Source organism: Kushneria phosphatilytica, assembly GCF_008247605.1.
Lineage (GTDB): Bacteria > Pseudomonadota > Gammaproteobacteria > Pseudomonadales > Halomonadaceae > Kushneria > Kushneria phosphatilytica.
The window spans coordinates 1,094,356-1,112,262 of sequence record NZ_CP043420.1 but is presented as its reverse complement, the minus strand read 5'-3'; the positions used below and the strand labels follow the sequence as shown (position 1 = coordinate 1,112,262).

Annotated in this window: 17 protein-coding genes and 1 pseudogene; 5 read left to right on the top strand and 13 right to left on the bottom strand. The window is 58.7% G+C overall.

The annotated features are described in order from the left end of the window. Positions 1 to 43: 43 nt before the first annotated feature. The 7 genes from FY550_RS04895 to ampD form a co-directional block, all read right to left on the bottom strand. The gene (locus tag FY550_RS04895) at positions 44 to 895 is read right to left on the bottom strand and encodes a class I SAM-dependent methyltransferase (RefSeq protein WP_084387921.1); all 852 of its coding nucleotides are present in this window, start codon (positions 893 to 895) and stop codon (positions 44 to 46) included. A gap of 6 nt (positions 896 to 901) precedes the next feature. Next, positions 902 to 1,702, bottom strand: a complete 801-nt coding sequence (locus tag FY550_RS04890) for an undecaprenyl-diphosphate phosphatase (RefSeq protein WP_070976189.1) — start codon at positions 1,700 to 1,702, stop codon at positions 902 to 904. Positions 1,703 to 1,717: 15 nt separating this feature from the next. Beyond that, positions 1,718 to 2,398 (bottom strand): tRNA (adenosine(37)-N6)-threonylcarbamoyltransferase complex dimerization subunit type 1 TsaB, encoded by a 681-nt coding sequence (gene tsaB / locus FY550_RS04885; RefSeq protein ID WP_070976187.1) that lies wholly within the window; start codon positions 2,396 to 2,398, stop codon positions 1,718 to 1,720. A 130-nt stretch (positions 2,399 to 2,528) separates the two neighbouring features. Continuing rightward, the gene (gene adk, locus FY550_RS04880; protein WP_070976185.1) at positions 2,529 to 3,197 is read right to left on the bottom strand and encodes an adenylate kinase; all 669 of its coding nucleotides are present in this window, start codon (positions 3,195 to 3,197) and stop codon (positions 2,529 to 2,531) included. A 247-nt stretch (positions 3,198 to 3,444) separates the two neighbouring features. After that, positions 3,445 to 5,532: a pyruvate dehydrogenase complex dihydrolipoyllysine-residue acetyltransferase gene (gene aceF / locus FY550_RS04875; RefSeq protein ID WP_070976179.1), complete on the bottom strand. Its 2,088-nt coding sequence runs from the start codon at positions 5,530 to 5,532 to the stop codon at positions 3,445 to 3,447. Positions 5,533 to 5,601: 69 nt separating this feature from the next. Further along, complete coding sequence (aceE, locus tag FY550_RS04870) at positions 5,602 to 8,289, bottom strand: pyruvate dehydrogenase (acetyl-transferring), homodimeric type (protein WP_070976177.1); 2,688 nt, start codon at positions 8,287 to 8,289, stop codon at positions 5,602 to 5,604. Between the two features lie 402 nt (positions 8,290 to 8,691). Beyond that, the gene (ampD, locus tag FY550_RS04865; RefSeq protein WP_168169266.1) at positions 8,692 to 9,243 is read right to left on the bottom strand and encodes a 1,6-anhydro-N-acetylmuramyl-L-alanine amidase AmpD; all 552 of its coding nucleotides are present in this window, start codon (positions 9,241 to 9,243) and stop codon (positions 8,692 to 8,694) included. Between the two features lie 129 nt (positions 9,244 to 9,372). Here ampD and nadC point away from each other — a divergent pair, with 129 nt between their 5' ends. Beyond that, a complete protein-coding gene (gene nadC, locus FY550_RS04860; RefSeq protein ID WP_070976175.1) occupies positions 9,373 to 10,230 on the top strand; it encodes a carboxylating nicotinate-nucleotide diphosphorylase in 858 nt (285 codons plus the stop codon). Continuing rightward, positions 10,175 to 11,104: pseudogene (locus FY550_RS04855) on the top strand (SDR family NAD(P)-dependent oxidoreductase). The gene nadC and the pseudogene FY550_RS04855 overlap by 56 nt, the downstream one beginning before the upstream one ends. Before the next feature lie 115 nt (positions 11,105 to 11,219). Here the strand turns inward: FY550_RS04855 and FY550_RS04850 are convergent. Beyond that, on the bottom strand, positions 11,220 to 11,705 hold the full coding sequence (locus FY550_RS04850) for a hypothetical protein (RefSeq protein WP_070976172.1): 486 nt from the start codon (positions 11,703 to 11,705) through the stop codon (positions 11,220 to 11,222). Between the two features lie 41 nt (positions 11,706 to 11,746). Next, the gene (locus FY550_RS04845) at positions 11,747 to 12,277 is read right to left on the bottom strand and encodes a GNAT family N-acetyltransferase (RefSeq protein WP_070976169.1); all 531 of its coding nucleotides are present in this window, start codon (positions 12,275 to 12,277) and stop codon (positions 11,747 to 11,749) included. Positions 12,278 to 12,471: 194 nt separating this feature from the next. Here FY550_RS04845 and FY550_RS04840 point away from each other — a divergent pair, with 194 nt between their 5' ends. Further along, the gene (locus tag FY550_RS04840; protein WP_168201478.1) at positions 12,472 to 12,906 is read left to right on the top strand and encodes a DUF2267 domain-containing protein; all 435 of its coding nucleotides are present in this window, start codon (positions 12,472 to 12,474) and stop codon (positions 12,904 to 12,906) included. A gap of 129 nt (positions 12,907 to 13,035) precedes the next feature. Beyond that, entirely contained in the window at positions 13,036 to 13,785 is a 750-nt protein-coding gene (tsaA, locus tag FY550_RS04835) for a tRNA (N6-threonylcarbamoyladenosine(37)-N6)-methyltransferase TrmO (protein ID WP_070976215.1), read from the top strand. 6 nt (positions 13,786 to 13,791) lie between these two features. Here the strand turns inward: tsaA and purC are convergent, their stop codons facing one another. From purC to dapA, 4 genes are all read right to left on the bottom strand, one after another. After that, the gene (gene purC, locus FY550_RS04830) at positions 13,792 to 14,505 is read right to left on the bottom strand and encodes a phosphoribosylaminoimidazolesuccinocarboxamide synthase (RefSeq protein WP_070976167.1); all 714 of its coding nucleotides are present in this window, start codon (positions 14,503 to 14,505) and stop codon (positions 13,792 to 13,794) included. 107 nt (positions 14,506 to 14,612) lie between these two features. Beyond that, on the bottom strand, positions 14,613 to 15,377 hold the full coding sequence (locus FY550_RS04825) for an MBL fold metallo-hydrolase (RefSeq protein WP_070976165.1): 765 nt from the start codon (positions 15,375 to 15,377) through the stop codon (positions 14,613 to 14,615). Continuing rightward, complete coding sequence (gene bamC, locus FY550_RS04820; RefSeq protein WP_070976162.1) at positions 15,377 to 16,309, bottom strand: outer membrane protein assembly factor BamC; 933 nt, start codon at positions 16,307 to 16,309, stop codon at positions 15,377 to 15,379. Before bamC ends, FY550_RS04825 begins: the two co-directional genes overlap by 1 nt. Beyond that, entirely contained in the window at positions 16,306 to 17,190 is an 885-nt protein-coding gene (gene dapA, locus FY550_RS04815) for a 4-hydroxy-tetrahydrodipicolinate synthase (RefSeq protein WP_070976159.1), read from the bottom strand. The genes bamC and dapA overlap by 4 nt, the downstream gene beginning before the upstream one ends. Positions 17,191 to 17,418: 228 nt before the next feature. Between dapA and FY550_RS04810 the strand changes: the two genes are divergently transcribed. Then, the gene (locus FY550_RS04810; protein ID WP_070976157.1) at positions 17,419 to 17,904 is read left to right on the top strand and encodes a peroxiredoxin; all 486 of its coding nucleotides are present in this window, start codon (positions 17,419 to 17,421) and stop codon (positions 17,902 to 17,904) included. Positions 17,905 to 17,907 lie beyond the last annotated feature (3 nt).

Here is a 17,907-nt window from a genome sequence, read left to right as displayed (position 1 = left end):
AGAGCAGGACGATTATTCGAGGAGTGCCCCAGCGGCAGGAGCATCAGCGTCGCTCCAGCGAGCGGTGTACATAGAGATCATAGCGGGTACCGCGGGATTCCAGGCTGTGCTGCGGCAAGGGGCCATCGATGACAGGGGCACCCTTCGGACGTTTGACGACCACACGATGAGTGGCCACATCCAGCGCTGCCTCCAGCAATTGGGGGGTATCGACGTCATCACCCACCAGCGCCCGAAACAGACGCATCTCCTTTTTCACCAGTGCCGAACCACCGCGGTGAGGATACATGGGGTCAAGATGAATCACTTCGGGCGAGGTCGACGCCTCTGCCATGGCTGCTGCCAATGACACGGACGCATCGGCGGCAACCAGATTCAGCCTGGCCATGATCGGCGCCAGCGCTGCCTCTCCATCCGCTCGCAGCAAACCATCGTGCAGCAGCGCTGCAATGACAGCGCTGCGTTCCAGCATCAACACCGAACACCCCAGGCCAGCCAAAACAAAGGCATCTCGCCCCAGACCGGCCGTGGCATCCACGACCTGAGGCGTTACACCTCGCTTCAGGCCGCAGGCTCGCGCCACCAATTGTCCTCGCCCTCCACCAAATTGCTGACGATGCGCGGCGCGGCCGGCCAGAAAGTCCACCTGCACCGGTGCACCAAAACTGCGACGGTCACCCGCCAGAGCCAGACCGGTATCCGAGAGCTGCAGCTCGAACGGCAGCCGGTCGGCATCCGACGATCGCAGGCGCACTCCGAGCCATTCGGCCAGCGCCAATGCCCGCGAAGCACTGCTTTCTGTTCCGACAACACCGAGCTGATCGCCGGCAGGACGCACCACCGGCTCGATCACACGCAGCGGGCGAGCTTCAGCCACGAAGGGCAATGACGCCATGACGGCTCAGACCACCACAAATATGAACAGGCATAGTCCCAGGATCAGACGATAGATGACAAAAGGCCACATACCGATCCGATCCAGCGCTGCCAGAAAGAGACGGATACACAGCAGTGCTGCAATGAAGGAAAGTACGGCACCAGCGCCCACATCGAACCACTGGGCATCACTGCCAGTCTGCCAGAGCTCGATGCCCTTGAGGCTACCGGCCGCCAGAATCAGGGGAATCGACAGCAGAAAGGAAAAACGAGCCGCAGCCTGACGGGTATAGCCCAGCAGCAGCGAAGCCGTAATGGTAATGCCGGATCGGGAAGTACCGGGGATCAGTGCCAGCGCCTGAGCCAGGCCGATCAGTACGGCATGGCGCCAGCCAAGTCGATCGTTATCGCGAACACGTGCACCGGAACGATCCGCCCACCATAATGCGATACCGAAGACCACCGTGGTCGTGGCAATGACGGCCGCCGAGCGCCCCCAGGTTTCGACCAGCCCCTCGCAAAAATAGCCGATGATGACTGCCGGCAGCGTTCCGATGATCACGGCCCAGCCCAACCGGCCTTCCGGATTCGGCTGGCTCCGGAAAACCTGGACGAACCAACCTCTTGTAATCGCCACTACCTCATGACGAAAAGCCATGATAACGGCCAACAGGGTACCGATATGGACGGCCACATCGAACGCCAGACCCTGATCGGGCCAGCCCAGCACCTGGGAAGGAAGAATCAGATGAGCGGAAGAGGAAATGGGCAGAAACTCGGTAATGCCCTGTAGCAATGCAAGGATGACGACGTGCATCCACTCCATGGAACATGCCTCGGATTAGCGCGTGGTAACCTGATCCCGTAGATACACCGGGATCGCGTAAGCAATCGCCTTGAAGTTCCCGGCCTCAAGCCTGGTGGCTGCCAGCCGGACCATGGCCGAGGCGTCCGGTTCCCTATCGGCCTCAACCTCGCAGGCCCGGGATCGAACAGCCTTGGGTAGTTGTTGTGCAAGCTTCCAACCACTGCCGATGCCATGCAGGACATCGCCGTCGTTCAGCGGTGGTAGTATCAGTTCTTCCGGCGGATGAACCCGCTCGTCGAGCAGTACCTCCGGACGCCCCTCACGGACCCGATAGAGGGCGCTGTAGAGCTCGCCCATGCGGGCATCAAGCGCAGGCAGAACCAGTTCGGCCCCACTGCTCAGGTACGCCTGAAGCGCCAGAGTCTCCAGAGTCGAGATCCCCAGCAACGGTCTCTCGATGCCCCATGCCAATCCCTGGGCCGTGCCTGCCGCAATACGGATACCGGTAAACGAGCCGGGGCCATGGCCATAGGCAATGGCATCCAGCGATGACAACGTCACACCACTGGACGCCAGCAACTCATCAATCATGGGCATCAGACGACGGGATTGCTGTCGTGGTGCATGTTCACAGGTTCCGGTTACCTCTCCATTACACCAGAGTGCCGCAGAACAGCTCTCGGCCGAAGTATCCAGAGCCAGAAGTCGTGTCATGAGGGGTTACCGTGCCTGAGACTGGTGGGCATTATACGAAGGGCGGAGATGACGTCAAAAGCACGGCGCTCCGTTCGGCGAACCGGCACACTCCCGGGATCAGCGAACGAAGCGCGACGTCCGATGGCAATCAGGCCTGTTGTGTATCTTCCAGCGCCGCCAGAATCCGTGCCCGGATTTCCTCGACACTGCCGATACCTTCCACTCGATGATAGACAGGGGCTTCAGCAGGCGAGTCACTGGCCATCTGCTGGTAGTAATCGACCAGCGGGCGAGTCTGATCACGATAGACCCGCAATCGATCCCGGACCGTCTCCTCGCGATCATCATCACGCTGAATCAGTGGTTCACCGCTCTCGTCATCGATATCCACCTCTCTGGGCGGTTGATGCTCGATGTGATAAACGCGGCCGGAGCCGGGATGGACACGACGGCCCGAGAGTCGGCTGACAATCTCTTCTTCGTCAACTGCGATCTCGATGACATGATCCAGACGCACGCCTGCTTCCCGAGTCGCTTCAGCCTGAGCGATGGTGCGCGGAAAGCCATCGAAAAGAAAACCGTTGGCACAGTCATCCTGCGCGATACGCTCGCGAACCAGTGAAACAATCAGATCATCGGAAACCAGTTCACCGGCATTCATGACTGCCTCGACCTTTTGGCCCAGCTCACTGCCTTCACGAATCGCGGTACGCAACATATCACCAGTGGAAATCTGCGGGATTCCGTAGCGCTCACAAAGGAATTTTGCCTGCGTACCCTTGCCCGCACCAGGGGGGCCCAGAAGGATCAAGCGCATGAATACCGCTCCTTGTTGGTGTCATCAATTCTGAAGCATAAACAGAACCGGCCCCGGGGACCGGTTCTGTTCGATGGGACTGGCCATGTCATGCCAGCAGGCGATGTTACAGACGATACCGGCAGCATTGGCATGGCACAAGCATTGCCCCCGCCACCATGACCAACCTGTCAGAATGCCGCCCGAATCATGTTGATCAAAAAAGCGGCCCGCAGGCCGCTTTTCAGCATCCATGACTTCGAATGAGTTACAACACGAGGCGACGAATATCGCTGAGCAGCTGTGCCAGATAGGCGGTAAAACGTGCCGCATCAGCACCATTGACGGCGCGATGGTCGTAGGAGAGCGACAGCGGCATCATCAACCGTGGCTGGAACTGTCCACCATCCCATACCGGCTTCGTCTGCGATTTGGCAACGCCGAGGATAGCCACCTCGGGCGCGTTGACGATCGGCGTGAAGCCGGTGCCGCCAATCGAGCCGAGACTGGAGATGGTAAAGCAGCCGCCCTGCATCTCGTCTCGCTTGAGCTTGCCGTCCTGGGCGCGTGCAGCCAGATCGCCGGCTTCCTTCGCCAGTTCAATCAGCCCTTTCTGATCCACATCACGAATGACTGGCACCATCAGACCATTGGGCGTGTCAACAGCCATGCCAATATGGACATACTTCTTCCAGATCACCCTGTCGCCGTCAGGATGCAGCGAGACGTTGAACTGAGGATATTTTGCCAGCGCATGAGCTGCTGCCTTGAGCAGGAACGGCAGTGGCGTCAAACGGGCACCCTGCGCCTGAGCCTCTTCCTTCATCGATTTACGGAAGGACTCCAGCTCGGTGATATCAGCCTCGTCGAACTGGGTGACGTGTGGCACGTTCAGCCAGCTGCGATGCAGGTTGGTAGCCCCGGCCTTCATCAGTCGGCCCATCGGTTTCTCTTCGATTTCACCGAATTTGCTGAAATCGACCGCCGGAATCGGCGGAATACCTGCACCACTTTCAGAGGGTGACTGGGTCTTGCTGCTGCCACTGTCCTTGCGGCCCTGCATGACCTGCTTGACGAAGGCATCGACATCCTCCTTGAGGATTCGATTCTTCGGTCCGCCGGGCGTTACTTCGGCCAGATCCACACCGAGCTCGCGCGCCATCAGCCGCACGGCAGGCCCGGCATGAACACTGGCACTACTGCGCTGCTGCTCTTCACTCTGACGCGGCGCCTGTTCACCACCGTAGCTACCCTCGTCCTTCTTCTCTTCGGCGGGCTGCTCACGACGTGCACTTTCCTGCCTTGACGCCTTCTGATCGCTCTTGTCGGACGATTTCGACTGTTGCTGCTTCTTCGGCCTGGGCTGGCTACCAGCCACCTCGATATAGCCGATCAGATCTCCCTCGGAAACCGTATCGCCTTCGCTGACACTGACCTCGACAATTTTGCCCTTGTAAGGACTTGGCACGTCCATCGAGGCCTTGTCGGACTCCAGCGTAATCAGCGCGTCTTCTTCGCTGACCTCGTCACCTTCACTGATGGCGACTTCAATGATCTCGACGTTCTCGCTGCCACCGATATCCGGCACACGCAATTCCTGACGACCGCCCGACTCGGCTTCATCATCATCCTCGTCGTCATCGTCTTCATCACCGGCATCTTCCGGCTCATCGCGGCTTTCCGGTTCGTCGTCCTCGTCCGAGGCGTCATCATCCTCTTCACCGCCTTCACCGGCGATTTCCATGGTTCCGATCAGATCCCCTTCGGAAACCTTGTCCCCCTCACTGACGGAAAGCGATACCAGCTTGCCACTGTAGGGGCTGGGCACATCCATGGAAGCCTTGTCGGACTCCAGCGTAATCAGGGCATCTTCTTCATTGATCTCATCGCCTTCGCTGACAGCAATTTCGATGATTTCAACACCCTCACTGCCACCGATATCCGGCACGTGAACTTCAACCGTACGCTTGCCGCCGGCGCTACTACCGGATTTTTTCTTCTGTTGCTTCGGCTTCGAGTCTTCGCTTTTCTGCTGTGAGGTTTCGGCTGGCGCCTGTTCGTCAGACTCCTGTTCCTCGCTGGAGCCAGAGGACTCGCTATCACTGCCTTCCTCTTCGCCGTCAATCTCCAGCTCGAGGATGTCATCGCCCTCGGAGACCTTGTCGCCTTCCTGGACCAGCAACTTTTTAACCTTGCCACCCTTCGGCGCAGGCACATCCATACTGGCCTTGTCGGACTCCAGCACGATCATGGTGTCTTCGGGTTCGATCGTATCACCGGATTGTACCGAGACCTCGATGATCTCGACGCCTTCGCTGCCCCCGATGTCGGGGACCTTAATGATTTCACTACTCAAGGTCGCGCTCCTCTCACCTGGCCATGGCCTGTGAAAGGGCGAGGCCGCAGCCTCGCCCATCGGGGGTCATCAGCTCACCAACGGATTGGGCCTGGCCGGGTCGATATCGTATTTCTTCATGGCGTCGGTCACGACCTTCGCCTCGATCTCGCCACGTTCTGCCAACGCCCGTAGTGCCTGCACGGTGACGAAATACCGGTCTACTTCGAAGAAGCGACGCAGTGCTTCGCGAGTATCCGAGCGACCGAAGCCGTCAGTGCCCAGTACGTAGAAGTGCTGTGGCACCCAGGCGCGAATCTGGTCAGCGTAGAGCTTCATGTAATCGGTCGAGGCGATGACCGGGCCCTCACGGCCTTCCAGCTGCTGCGTGACCCAGGGTTTTTCGCGCTTCTCGTCCGGTACCAGAAACTGCTGACGATCATATTCGAGCGCTTCGCGGCGCAGCTCGTTGAAGCTGGTGACGCTCCACACATCGGCAATCACATTGTGATTCTCGGCGAGCAGTTCGGCAGCCGCCTCGACTTCGCGCAGGATGGTACCACTGCCCATCAGCTGTACCCGCGGAGACTTCTTGCCCCCGGCCTTGCCTTCACTGAGCAGGTACATGCCCCGAATGATGCCCTCTTCACTGCCTTCGGGCATTTCAGGGTGATGGTAGTTCTCGTTCATTACCGTGAGATAGTAGAAGCAGTTCTCACGATCCTGGTACATCCGCTTCATGCCATCCTGCAGAATCACTGCCAGCTCATGACCATAGCAGGGATCGTAGGAGCGGCAGCTGGGTACCGTCGACATCAGCACATGACTGTGCCCGTCCTGGTGCTGAAGCCCCTCACCGTTGATGGTGGTGCGCCCCGCCGTGCCCCCGATCATGAAGCCGCGGGCCTGAAGATCACCGGCCGCCCAGACCAGATCACCAACCCTCTGATAGCCGAACATCGAGTAGTAGATGTAGAACGGAATCAGCGTCAGGTCATGATTGGCATACGAAGTTGCTGCAGCCAGCCAGGCCGAGATGGAACCGGCTTCGGTGATACCTTCCTCGAGGATCTGACCCTTCTGGTCCTCGCGGTAGTACATGATCTGGCCAGCATCGACAGGCTCGTACTTTTGCCCTTCAGCGGCATAGATACCCAGTTGGCGGAACATGCCCTCCATGCCGAAGGTGCGTGCTTCATCCGGAATGATCGGCACCACACGCGAGCCGAGCTGCTTGTTCTTGACGAGTCCGCCCAGCACACGCACGAAGGACATTGTGGTCGAGACTTCACGATCACCGGAGCCTTTCGTCTGGGTCGCAAACATCTTGTCATCGAGCCCGGGGATATCAAGCTGCTCGAAATCGGTACGCCGTGACGGTAGATAGCCCCCCAACCGTTCACGCTGGAGATGGAGGTACTTCATCTCCGGCGTATCATCTTCCGGCTTGTAATACGGGATGTTGCCATCCTCGATCTGCTTGTCGGAAATCGGCACGCCGAAGCGATCACGGAAGGCCTTGAGCGCATCCACATCCATGGACTTGATCTGGTGGGCTTCCATATCGGCTTCGCCGCTGCCACCGCCCATACCGTAACCCTTGACGGTATGCGCCAGGATCACCGTGGGCCGATCGCCGGCGTTGTGGAAGGCTTCATGATAGGCCGCATAGACCTTCTGCGGATCATGCCCGCCGCGGTTGAGACGGAAGATGTCCTCGTCGGTGTAGTCCTCGACCAGCTTGCGGGTTTCGTCATACTTGCCGAAGAAGTGCTCGCGGGTATAGGCGCCCCCCTGAGCCTTGTAGTTCTGATACTCGCCATCGACCGCCTCGTCCATGCGGCGCTGCAGCATCCCTTTACTGTCACGCTCGAGCAGCGGATCCCACAGGCCACCCCAGACCACCTTGATGACATTCCAGCCGGCGCCACGGAAGACACCTTCCAGTTCATCCATGATGCTGGAATTACCACGCACCGGGCCATCAAGACGCTGCAGGTTGCAGTTGATCACGAAGATCAGGTTGCCGAGCTTCTCCCGGCTGGCCAGATGCAGGGCACCCAGTGACTCCGGCTCGTCGCACTCACCGTCACCGAGGAAAGCCCAGACCTTGCGATCGCCCATGTCCGATAGTTCGCGGGCATGCATATACTTCATGACATGCGCCTGATAGATGGCCTGGATCGGACCCAGCCCCATCGACACGGTCGGGAATTGCCAGTATTCCGGCATCAGATAGGGGTGAGGATAGGAGGATAACCCGGTGCCTTCCGCTTCCTGACGGAAGCCATCCATCTGTTCCTCGGTCAGTCGCCCCTCGAGATAGGAGCGCGCATAAATACCGGGGGTCACATGCCCCTGGATATAGACCAGATCACCCTTTTGCTCATCGCTGTCGGCACGGAAAAAGTGGTTGAAACCGGTCTCATAGAGCGTAGCGCAGGACTGATAGCTGGCAATATGGCCACCCAGTCCCTTGTGCTTCTTGTTGGCACGCAGTACCTGAGCCACGGCATTCCAGCGAATCGCCGAGCGGATCTTGCGCTCCAGGAACATATCCCCCGGCATTTTCGCTTCACGATGTACCGGGATGGTGTTGCGATGGGGCGTATTGACGGAAAACGGCGGAATCTTGCCATCCCGTCGCAGTCGATCAGCCAGTCGGGTCAACAGGTACTGAGCACGCTCCTCACCTTCCCGATCGAGGACCGACGCCAGGGACTCCAGCCATTCCTGGGTTTCGGTCGGATCGAGATCCTCTCTTGCCTCCAGACTCATAGATATCTCTCCGAATAGAAGATGAGTGATCGGTAGGCCCTTGTGGGGCCAGTGGCACTGTTCAGGGGCGCGCGGTTCCGGGCGGGTCGTCTCGTGGGAGTCGTGACCGTATGAAGTCCATGATATCGACACGAATGTCGACAATGACCGAGGACGTTGATACCGGGAAAACGACGCGGCCGGCGCATTATCGTGAACTGCCGGGAGCAGGCGTAGCGACTCACTGCGGTAGTATCAGAATTGGTGGAAAAAGATACCTGAAACGCCGCGCCGTGCCAATTGAGGGCTGCACCATTGGTATTACGCGACATTGATTCGACGGGTAAATACATCGGACAGAAGGTCAGCATAGCGGGAATCGTGATCACACTGTAGTCGCCCACGGCGGGCGATGCCACGCATTCAATGACGCCTGCCCTCCAGACAGCGATGAAGATACTGCCAGTCGAAACCGGGCCCGGGATCGTTCTTGCGCAGCGGTGCAATCTGCTCATGACCCACAAGACGGGAGAGGGATAATTCCGGATACGAGTGCACCATGGTCTGAAGGACATCGCTCAAACGATGATACTGCGCTGCGGTAAAGGGTCGGTGATCACCTTCGAGTTCAATTCCCACACTGAAATCATTGACCTCCCGTCGTCCCTGCCAGCAGGAACGACCGGCATGCCAGGCACGGCGATCAAAGGGGACGAACTGTATACACTCACCACCACGGCGGATCAGCAGGTGAGCCGAGACCCTGAGACCATCGATGGTGGCAAAAAAGGGATGTTCCCGAGCATCCAGTCGATTGGTAAACAGTCGCTCGATGGCATCCCCATGAAATATGCCGGGCGGAAGACTGATGGCATGCAACACGATCAGCGAAAGCTCATCGGTCGGACGCGCATTGCAGTTGGGCGATGCGACCTGCCGGACGCCGATCAGACGATGCTCCTCTATCGCTTCCAACGTCTTCCGATATCCTCTCCAATCCTGCTGCAAGCTCACTCCCCTGTTCTATACTGATAGCGTCGTGACCGCTGGATTTGTCATGATTGCCCGGCCCCATGGATCATGCCTGTTCGAGAGAGTCCGTCCATGAAGTTTCAGGAAGCCCTTGCCGAAGACATCCGCATCAGTGCGGCACGGCTGATTACCGAGGATATTGGTCCCGGTGACATCACCTCCCAGCTCATCCCCGGCCATCGTCAGGCCGACGCCTACATCATCGCGCATGAAACGACCATACTCTGCGGCGTCCCCTGGGTGGAAGAGCTCTTTCGTCGCCTGGATCCTACCATCCGCCTTGAATGGGCCCATTTCGATGGTAATCGGGTTGCTACCGATACCCCATTTCTCACCCTGCATGGCGCCGCACGCTCACTGCTGGCGGGTCGGGAAGCTGCGCTCAACGTGTTGCGTACCCTGTCAGCCACCGCCACCCGTACGCGGCACTGTGTTGACCTATTGGCCGATTCCGGCATTGAAGTGGTTGCCACGCGACAGACGCTGCCGGGACTGCGACTGGCACAGAAATATGCCGTCAAATGCGGTGGTGGCTTCAGCCATCGCACCGGACTGCATGACGCGTTTTTGATCGAATCTGCCCATATCGCCGCCTGCGGTGATATCGCACGTGCCGTCGCCGAGGCGCGCGATATTGCCGGAGACCTGACGGTGGGTGTAGCCATTGACCGCCCTGAAGATCTGGAAGCAGCCGCAGCTTCGCAGGCAGACTTCGTACGTCTGGAAAGTTTTACGCCGGCCCAGATCGCGCAGGCAGTCAGACGCAATGCCAGTCGTGTTCGTCTGGAAGCCATGACCTCCAGCGATGAAACCGCGCTGCGGGAACTGGCCGATACCGGCATCGATCGCCTGGTGCTGCACGATCTGACCTGTGATGTGCGCGCCATCAACATGTCAATGCCGATCACTTTGGCTGATGTGCCAGGGTAGCACCGACAAATCTGAAGATAGTCTGCTAACTTTCACCACGGTTCAGGGCTTATCCCACCATTCGTTTCACGGAGGTTTCATGCAGATCGATCTTTCCGGCAAGCATGCCATTGTCACCGGCTCTACAGCAGGCATAGGCCTGGCCATTGCCAGAGGACTTGCCAACGCCGGCGCTCGGGTCGTGGTCAATGGCCGTACCCAGACCCGCGTTGATGAGGCCATTCGCCAGATTCAGGAGGCGGTGCCCGGTGCAGCTGTCTCGGGTGTCGCCGCCGATCTCGGTTCTGCCGAGGGCGCAAAAGCGCTCTTCGAGGCCGAGCCTGAAACCGACATTCTGGTCAATAACATGGGGATCTTCGGCCCCCAGGACTTTTTCGACATCGATGATGAGGAGTGGGAACGTTACTTCTAGGTCAACGTCATGAGCGGTGTTCGGGTGGCGCGGCACTATGCACGCGGCATGCGGGAGCGCGGCTGGGGCCGTATCCAGTTCCTGGGAAGCGAATCCTCCTACAATATCCCGGCCGACATGATTCACTACGGTGTGACCAAGACAGCCGTGGTCTCGCTGGCACGCGGCCTGGCCAAGGCACTGGCCGGAACTGGCGTCACCGTTAATTCGATTCTGCCCGGCCCTACCCGCTCCGAGGGCGTGGAGAACATGCTGGAAGGCATGGCCAGGGAGCGTGGCAAGTCGGTGAAGGAAGTGGGCGCCGAATTTGTCATGGAGAACCGGCCCAGCTCGATCATCCAGCGCATGGCCGAGGTGGATGAGGTGGCCAGCATGAGCGTCTATGCGGCTTCTCCTCAGGCCTCTGCCACTACCGGCGCGGCACTGCGTGTGGAAGGCGGCATCATCGACTTTATCTCCTGATCGAGGAATGTCGGATTACGGCAAGGGCCCATACCCCATGGTACGGGCCCTTTCATTGTGGTAACCGCCCGGGAACGCGCGGGTTATTACCGGCATTCTGATGAACCGCTCGTCTTCAGGACTCCGCTATCGATCGAGCGCTGGAAGCGTCGTTATTATGACAGCGCGCCCTGAGCGCTTCACTGAAACGACGACGTTCGGCCCTGGGCAGCAGCCCGATCGGTATCGTGCGGGGTCTTCTCGCGGAGGCCAATCGCAGACGCATGACCGAGCGGTTCTCCTTTTCAATGGAGGTAATCTCATCATAGGGAATGTCGTGCAAGCGCGGCGCCCACGCCGGTGCGCCGATATAACGCAGACGATCGGATTCCAGGCGCAGTATCGGTGAGAGTTGACGACGCCGACGCAGATTACCGCCCATCATCATGCCCCAGGCCAGCAACAGCAGACCGATAGGCACCGGCAACTGCCAGCGGTGCTGTTGCCAGGCCAGCATCAGGAGGGTGATACCTCCCGCCACCGAGACCGCAAAGGCCATCGTCAAAAAACTGGTATTAATGCGTTTTTCCACAAACAGAAGTGGGTCGTATGCGTCAGCCATGCGATTACCGTTTTCGTTGCAAGCGGGCAAGAAAATGCTGCTCAGGCCCCGGCATTTTGCCGAAAGATACTGTCATCGGCCGTCAATGCATGACGGAACCGTTCACGAGGCAGCGAAACACCTTCTCGTTCGACCACATCACTGCCCAAATGCTCCCAACCGTTGGCACGCAACCAGGGCGCCATCATCAGACTGGATTCGAGCGTCACTCCTGAGACTCCAGCCTCATACGCCTGAGCCAGTGCTGCTGCCAGCAGACGGCTACCAATGCCTCTTCCGGCCAGCGATGGCCAGACATAAAGAGTGACAATGGCAGCGGTACGACGTGTCGGCTCCAGATCAAGCTCGCAAAACCCTACGCAACGCCGATCAAGTTCAGCAATAACAGTTCGATAGTGAAGATGGCGCACCACCCAGGCGGCAGCTTCCCGTGGCAGCGCCGCTACCCAGGCCTCACGCTGCTCCCGATTGTAATGGCCTGCCGCACCCTGCATGACAGCATGATAAAAGACTTCGGCCTGATCAGCCGCATCCTCGGTTCTGGCTTCCCGTAACCGTAATCGATCCAGCATCAGCCACTCTCCTGGACTGTCTTAACCGGTCACCTCCGGGTGACCAACGCAAGCATTCTGCCGTATTTCGTAACAGTGGGTGAAGTCAGCGGGTCAATCTTTGACAAGGATGCGCATCATCATCCAGAACTGAACATGAGATTGCGGCAATGACCTGCCGCACGGATTCATGCTACATGACAGGGAGGCAAGTCATGAGTCAGAACCGTCCCGATGTTCTCAGCCGTAGCGTTCAGGAAACCGATATCTGGCTGCAGGATCTGAAAAAGGAACTCGATCTCGATACACCCGAGCAGGCGTATGGTGCATTGCGCGCGGTACTGCATACACTGCGGGATCGTATCACGGTAGATATGGCGGCCAGTCTTTCCAGTCAACTCCCGGTAATGTTGACCGGCATCTTCTTTGATGGCTGGAAACCGGCTGATACGCCGCAGAAATACCACACTGCCGAAGAATTCCTTGAGCACGTTCGCCACCACGCCGTGGGCCATAATGAGCTTGATGTGCATCAGGCCACGCGCGGCGTTTTCCATCTGCTGGAGCAAAAACTGGATCAGGGTCAGATCAATCGCGTGACCGATCAGTTGCCCAATGAGATTCAATCACTCTGGCCGAAGGCAGCCTGACCTGAAGCCGAACATATGCGGATGCAGAGCGATTCGCTGGCGGCCGGTCCTGACCGGCCGCTTTTCATGCCAGCCGTGCTAGCCCCGGTTCAACATGGCGCATTTGATGGCAAGTGGCATAATACGTCCATGAATGATCAGCCTCCGCTCACCGACAATTCGTTACCGGCTTCGCTGACGCTCAGTGTCATCGGCACGATCAGTAGCTGCTATCCCGACAAGTTCGGTATACCACGTCAGCCTGCTCTTGCACCCAGTGCCACGGCCACCCTGAACCTCAAGGCACCCTTCGATCATCCCGATGCGGTTCGCGGTCTGGAGAAATTCAGTCACCTGTGGCTGAGCTTCCTGTTTCATCGCAGCCCCGAGCGGTGGACCCCACTGGTACGCCCACCTCGATTGGGGGGCAACACCCGGATTGGCGTCTTTGCATCACGCTCGACGCATCGTCCCAATCGGCTCGGGCTCTCGCTGGTCGAACTGGTCGATATTGACACTGAAAGCGGCGTTCAACTTCGACTACGTGCTCATGACCTGGTTGATGGCACACCCGTAGTGGATATCAAGCCCTATTTACCCTGGGCCGACCATGTCGAGCAGGCGCGAGGTGGCTATGCTGCCGACACTCCGACACTACTGCCGGTGGACTTCACGCGCGACGCCGAACAGCAGCTGGCAACGCATCCCGAGGCCGAGGTACTCGGTTCACTGATCCGTGAGGTACTGGCACAGGACCCCCGGCCGGCCTATCGACGCCTCAGGAAGGATGAACGTCGTTATGGTGTGCGCCTGCATGATGTCGATGTCCGCTTTCATGTCGAAAGCGATGAACCCCAGGCCCGCGTCATCGTGGATGCCCTGGTACCCGTCGCTACATGAGTAACGTCAGTCGAAGTTGACCCCGATACGTCGCCCCACCTCTTCATAGGCTTCGATAACACCACCCAGCCCCTGGCGAAAGCGATCCTTGTCCATCTTCTCGCGGGTTTGCGCATCCCAGAGACGGCAACCATCCGGCGAGAACTCATCGCCAAGAGTAATCTCGCCATGGAAAAGGCCGAACTCGAGCTTGTAATCAACCAGCAGCATGTCGCCTTCGAGGAACAACTCCCGAAGCACGTCATTGACCCGCAGAGTGAGTTCATGGGCCAGCTGCAGCTGCTGACGAGTCGCCCAGCCAAAGGTCTCGGCCAGCGACTCATTGATCATGGGATCGCCTTTTTCATCATTCTTGAGAAAGAGCTCGAAGGTCGGCGGATTGAGCGTCAGGCCTTCCTCGACACCCAATCGACGGCACAGACCACCCGCCGACAGGTTACGCACCACGCACTCGACCGGAATCATGGTCAGACGCTTCACTTCACATTCGGTGTCCGAACGCAGACGTTCGAAGTGCGTTGGAATGCCGGCTTCCTTCAGCCGCTCCATGATGAAGGCATTGAAGCGGTTGTTGACCATGCCCTTGCGCGCCAGCTGCTCGACCTTCTTGCCATCAAAGGCACTGGTATCGTCGCGAAACTCCAGAATCAGCCGATCCGGATCGTCGGTTTCATAGACCGATTTGGCCTTGCCCGAATAGAGTACGCCGCGTTTTTCCATGACAGTCTCCGATAAACAGTATCGACCGGACCCGAGTCCGACCGGTTGAACGCAGCGCCCCGCCTGCCCTGTCCAGACATGCCTTGAGGCAGACATGTCAGCAGTCGTCAGGCAATCTGCTGCCAGGAGGTAGTTTCGTTCTGTGCCGCAATCACCAGCCGGGAACAGTCCCCGTCCAATAGCGGACTGATCGCCTCGTACGCCAGTTCGGGGCGATTGTTCTTCTCCGAGAGATGCGATGCTACCAGCCATTGCAGACGATCGGTGCCCAACTGCTGCAACAACTCTCCGGCCTGAGCATTGGAGAGATGACCGCGCTGCCCCCCTACCCGTCGCTTGAGGCTCGGAGGATAAGGTCCTTCAGCCAGCATCCGGGGGTCATGATTGCTCTCCAGTACAAGCGCATCACAATGTCGATAGCGGCGCCGCACATGCTCGGTGGCCCACCCCAGATCGGTCAGTAATCCCAGGCGTCGCCCGCCACACTCGAACAGGAATTGAACCGGCTCTCGGGCGTCATGTGGCACCGTCACCGGATCGACTGCCAGATCACGCAACTCGAATCGCTGTTCCGGTGTTATCAGAACCGTCTCGATCGACGGCGCCAGCTTCGCTTTCAGCCAGGTGCCGACAGTGAGATGCACGGGTAATCGGTAACGCCGCGCCAGCGCTGCTACTCCAGTGAGATGATCGCGATGCTCATGGGTCACCAGCAGCGCATCAAGCGCCTGTGGCTCAACTCCCAGCTGTTTCATGCGTCCGATCGCCTCACGAACGCCAAAACCACAATCGACCAGCACGCGGGTCTCACGGGTTTCCACCAGAGTGGCATTGCCGCGACTACCACTGCCCAGTGAGGCGAAACGGATCATCAGCGCAGCGTCGACGCCACCGCATCCAGCAGCGAGCGGGCTACCTTTGGATCAACCTTGCCCCCCTGCGGATCGGTGACCGTCATGTGCACGCTATCCCCCTCTGGATCGATCATCAGGCGATAGGGCTTGAGGTCAGGCTTGCCACCCATGAAGGGTATCCAGCTGCCGCCATCCCCTGCCGGGCGATAACGCACCATGAAGACGCGCTGTGAACGGTCCTCATCCACAAACTTGCGGTCGTCGTTGGCGAAATTGTTGTGCAGCTGGTAGGAGAACTCGGACCAGGCGCGCGGAAAATCAAGAGCAACCGCCAGCTGCCAGTTACCGCCACGGTTCTCAAGCCGGACACGATCATTGCGTGACAGGTTCTGCGCCACCATCGAGACACCACCTTCGGGCGCCTGCTGGTTGAGAAAGCCTGTTAACGCGTTCAGGCAACGTTCATTGGGGGCATCCTGCTGCTGGCAATACACCTCACTGGAGTTGTTGCGTAGCCCCTGACGCACGGATAGCGTGCCGGCATCAGTCACGATACGGCCTTCATTGCCGTTGACGCTGGACACCTGATAACCCTGTTGGGTAACGAAAGACTGCAATCGCGGCCAGATGGCCCCGGGGGCTGCATTGACGACCAGCCAGTGCTGTCCCTGAGCCTGACGACTTTCCACGAACTGCCGGGACTGACGCGACGACATGGATTGCGGCCGCGGCGCTTCGAAATCATCGCTGGCCATGAAATCGTTGCTGGCATCGGGCACCGGCATGGCATTCTGATAAAGCCGCTGGTTGCGCTGCGCCGGCAGCTCGAGAGGGGGTGACATCTCGGCCGCCTTGTATTCGGCGTTGCGATCATAGTAATAACCGCCGCTACATCCGGCCATTAGTGCCATCAGGGGCACGGTCATTACCCAGCGATACTGTGACCTCATGTGTTCATGACTCCTGCCAGCTGAAGAGCTTCACCGACCGTGGGTCGGTACTTTTCGGATAGCCAGGTCAGCGGCAATCGGATCCCCGGGGCTGCCAGCCCCATCTGATTGAGCGCCCACTTCACCGGAATCGGATTGGCCTCGATCCCGAGTGCCGAGTGCAGTGGCATCAGTCGGGTATTGATCTGATGTGCCATTTCGAACTCACCACGACGGGCCGCTTCGCACATGTCGTGCATGGCTTTGGGAGCGACATTGGCAGACACCGAAATAACCCCATGCCCACCAGCCAGCATGAACTCACAGGCCGTGGGGTCATCTCCGGAATAGAGTGCGAAGTCGCTGTCGCGCAGCTGTTCGATCAGATCCTCGGCACGCTCGAGATTGCCGGTGGCATCCTTGAGACCGACAATGTTGTCGACCTCGGCCAGTCGCAGGGTCGTCTCGTTATAGAGATCAACACTGGTTCGACCGGGCACATTATAAAGAATGATGGGCAGATCGCTGGCTTCAGCAACTGCCTTGAAATGCTGATAGAGCCCTTCCTGAGTGGGCTTGTTGTAATAGGGACAGACCGAAAGACAGCCATCGGCGCCAACATCGGTCGCATAGCGCGCCAGCGCCACGGCCTCGGAGGTCGCATTGGCACCGGTGCCAGCAATAACCGGAATGCGTCCCCCGACCGTTTCCACTACGGTGCGAATGACATCGAAATGTTCCTCGACCGACATGGTGGTTGGCTCACCGGTAGTCCCCGCGGCAACGATAGCGTCGGTCCCGTGCTCGAGGTGGAATTCGACCAGACGACGCAGTGCGTCCCAGTCAATCTCGCCACCAGCCTTCATCGGCGTCGCCAGGGCGACGATGCTGCCTGTGATCATCCCGCGAACCTCTTCCGTGGATGCAGTGAATCATGAAACCAGAGCGAACCGGTGACGGTTGGCAACAGAAGGCCTGCCAACGCACCCTGCCCGAACAAGGGCTCCAATGGTACTCAGCGTGTTCCGAGGTGTACAGACAGCGCAGCATCGCTTTACATGTCCCATCGGGCGGCATGTAATGAGCCCGCACTCGTTTTCACGCTTCTCATTTCATCAGGAGTCCGTGCCATGAGCCTTGTAGCCGGTGATGCCGTCCCCGACATGACCCTGGCGGCGACCAGCGACCAGCAGATCAACCTGACCCATATGGAAGGACGTCAGGTAGTGCTCTATTTCTATCCGAAGGATGCTACCCCCGGCTGTACCACCGAAGGCCAGAACTTTCGCGATCTGAGCGATGACTTTCATGCCGTGGATACCGTGATTTACGGCGTCTCGCGTGACAGCCTGAAAAAACACGAGAACTTTCGGGCCAAACAGTGCTTTCCCTTCGAGTTGATCAGTGATCCCGATGAACAGCTCTGCCGTGCCTTTGATGTCATCAGAATGAAAAAGCTCTATGGCAAGGAGCATGAAGGCATCGAACGCAGTACCTTCCTGATCGATGCCACTGGCCGTATTGCACGCGTCTGGCGCAAGGTAAAGGTCGAGGGGCACGCCGAGGAAGTACTGGCCGCGGCACGCGCCCTGCATGCAGGCGACCCCATCACATAGCCC

Excerpts from the sequence above, each read along its gene's own strand:
- FY550_RS04845 (WP_070976169.1), bottom strand. The coding sequence starts at position 12,277 with ATGCTGGATCGATTACGGTTACGGGAAGCCAGAACCGAGGATGCGGCT.
- FY550_RS04810 (WP_070976157.1), top strand. The coding sequence starts at position 17,419 with ATGAGCCTTGTAGCCGGTGATGCCGTCCCCGACATGACCCTGGCGGCG.
- adk (WP_070976185.1), bottom strand. The coding sequence starts at position 3,197 with ATGCGCTTGATCCTTCTGGGCCCCCCTGGTGCGGGCAAGGGTACGCAG.
- nadC (WP_070976175.1), top strand. The coding sequence starts at position 9,373 with ATGAAGTTTCAGGAAGCCCTTGCCGAAGACATCCGCATCAGTGCGGCA.
- FY550_RS04825 (WP_070976165.1), bottom strand. The coding sequence starts at position 15,377 with ATGATCCGTTTCGCCTCACTGGGCAGTGGTAGTCGCGGCAATGCCACT.
- FY550_RS04890 (WP_070976189.1), bottom strand. The coding sequence starts at position 1,702 with ATGGAGTGGATGCACGTCGTCATCCTTGCATTGCTACAGGGCATTACC.
- aceE (WP_070976177.1), bottom strand. The coding sequence starts at position 8,289 with ATGAGTCTGGAGGCAAGAGAGGATCTCGATCCGACCGAAACCCAGGAA.
- bamC (WP_070976162.1), bottom strand. The coding sequence starts at position 16,309 with ATGAGGTCACAGTATCGCTGGGTAATGACCGTGCCCCTGATGGCACTA.
- dapA (WP_070976159.1), bottom strand. The coding sequence starts at position 17,190 with ATGATCACAGGCAGCATCGTCGCCCTGGCGACGCCGATGAAGGCTGGT.
- purC (WP_070976167.1), bottom strand. The coding sequence starts at position 14,505 with ATGGAAAAACGCGGCGTACTCTATTCGGGCAAGGCCAAATCGGTCTAT.
- FY550_RS04840 (WP_168201478.1), top strand. The coding sequence starts at position 12,472 with ATGAGTCAGAACCGTCCCGATGTTCTCAGCCGTAGCGTTCAGGAAACC.
- tsaA (WP_070976215.1), top strand. The coding sequence starts at position 13,036 with ATGAATGATCAGCCTCCGCTCACCGACAATTCGTTACCGGCTTCGCTG.
- tsaB (WP_070976187.1), bottom strand. The coding sequence starts at position 2,398 with ATGACACGACTTCTGGCTCTGGATACTTCGGCCGAGAGCTGTTCTGCG.
- FY550_RS04895 (WP_084387921.1), bottom strand. The coding sequence starts at position 895 with ATGGCGTCATTGCCCTTCGTGGCTGAAGCTCGCCCGCTGCGTGTGATC.
- FY550_RS04850 (WP_070976172.1), bottom strand. The coding sequence starts at position 11,705 with ATGGCTGACGCATACGACCCACTTCTGTTTGTGGAAAAACGCATTAAT.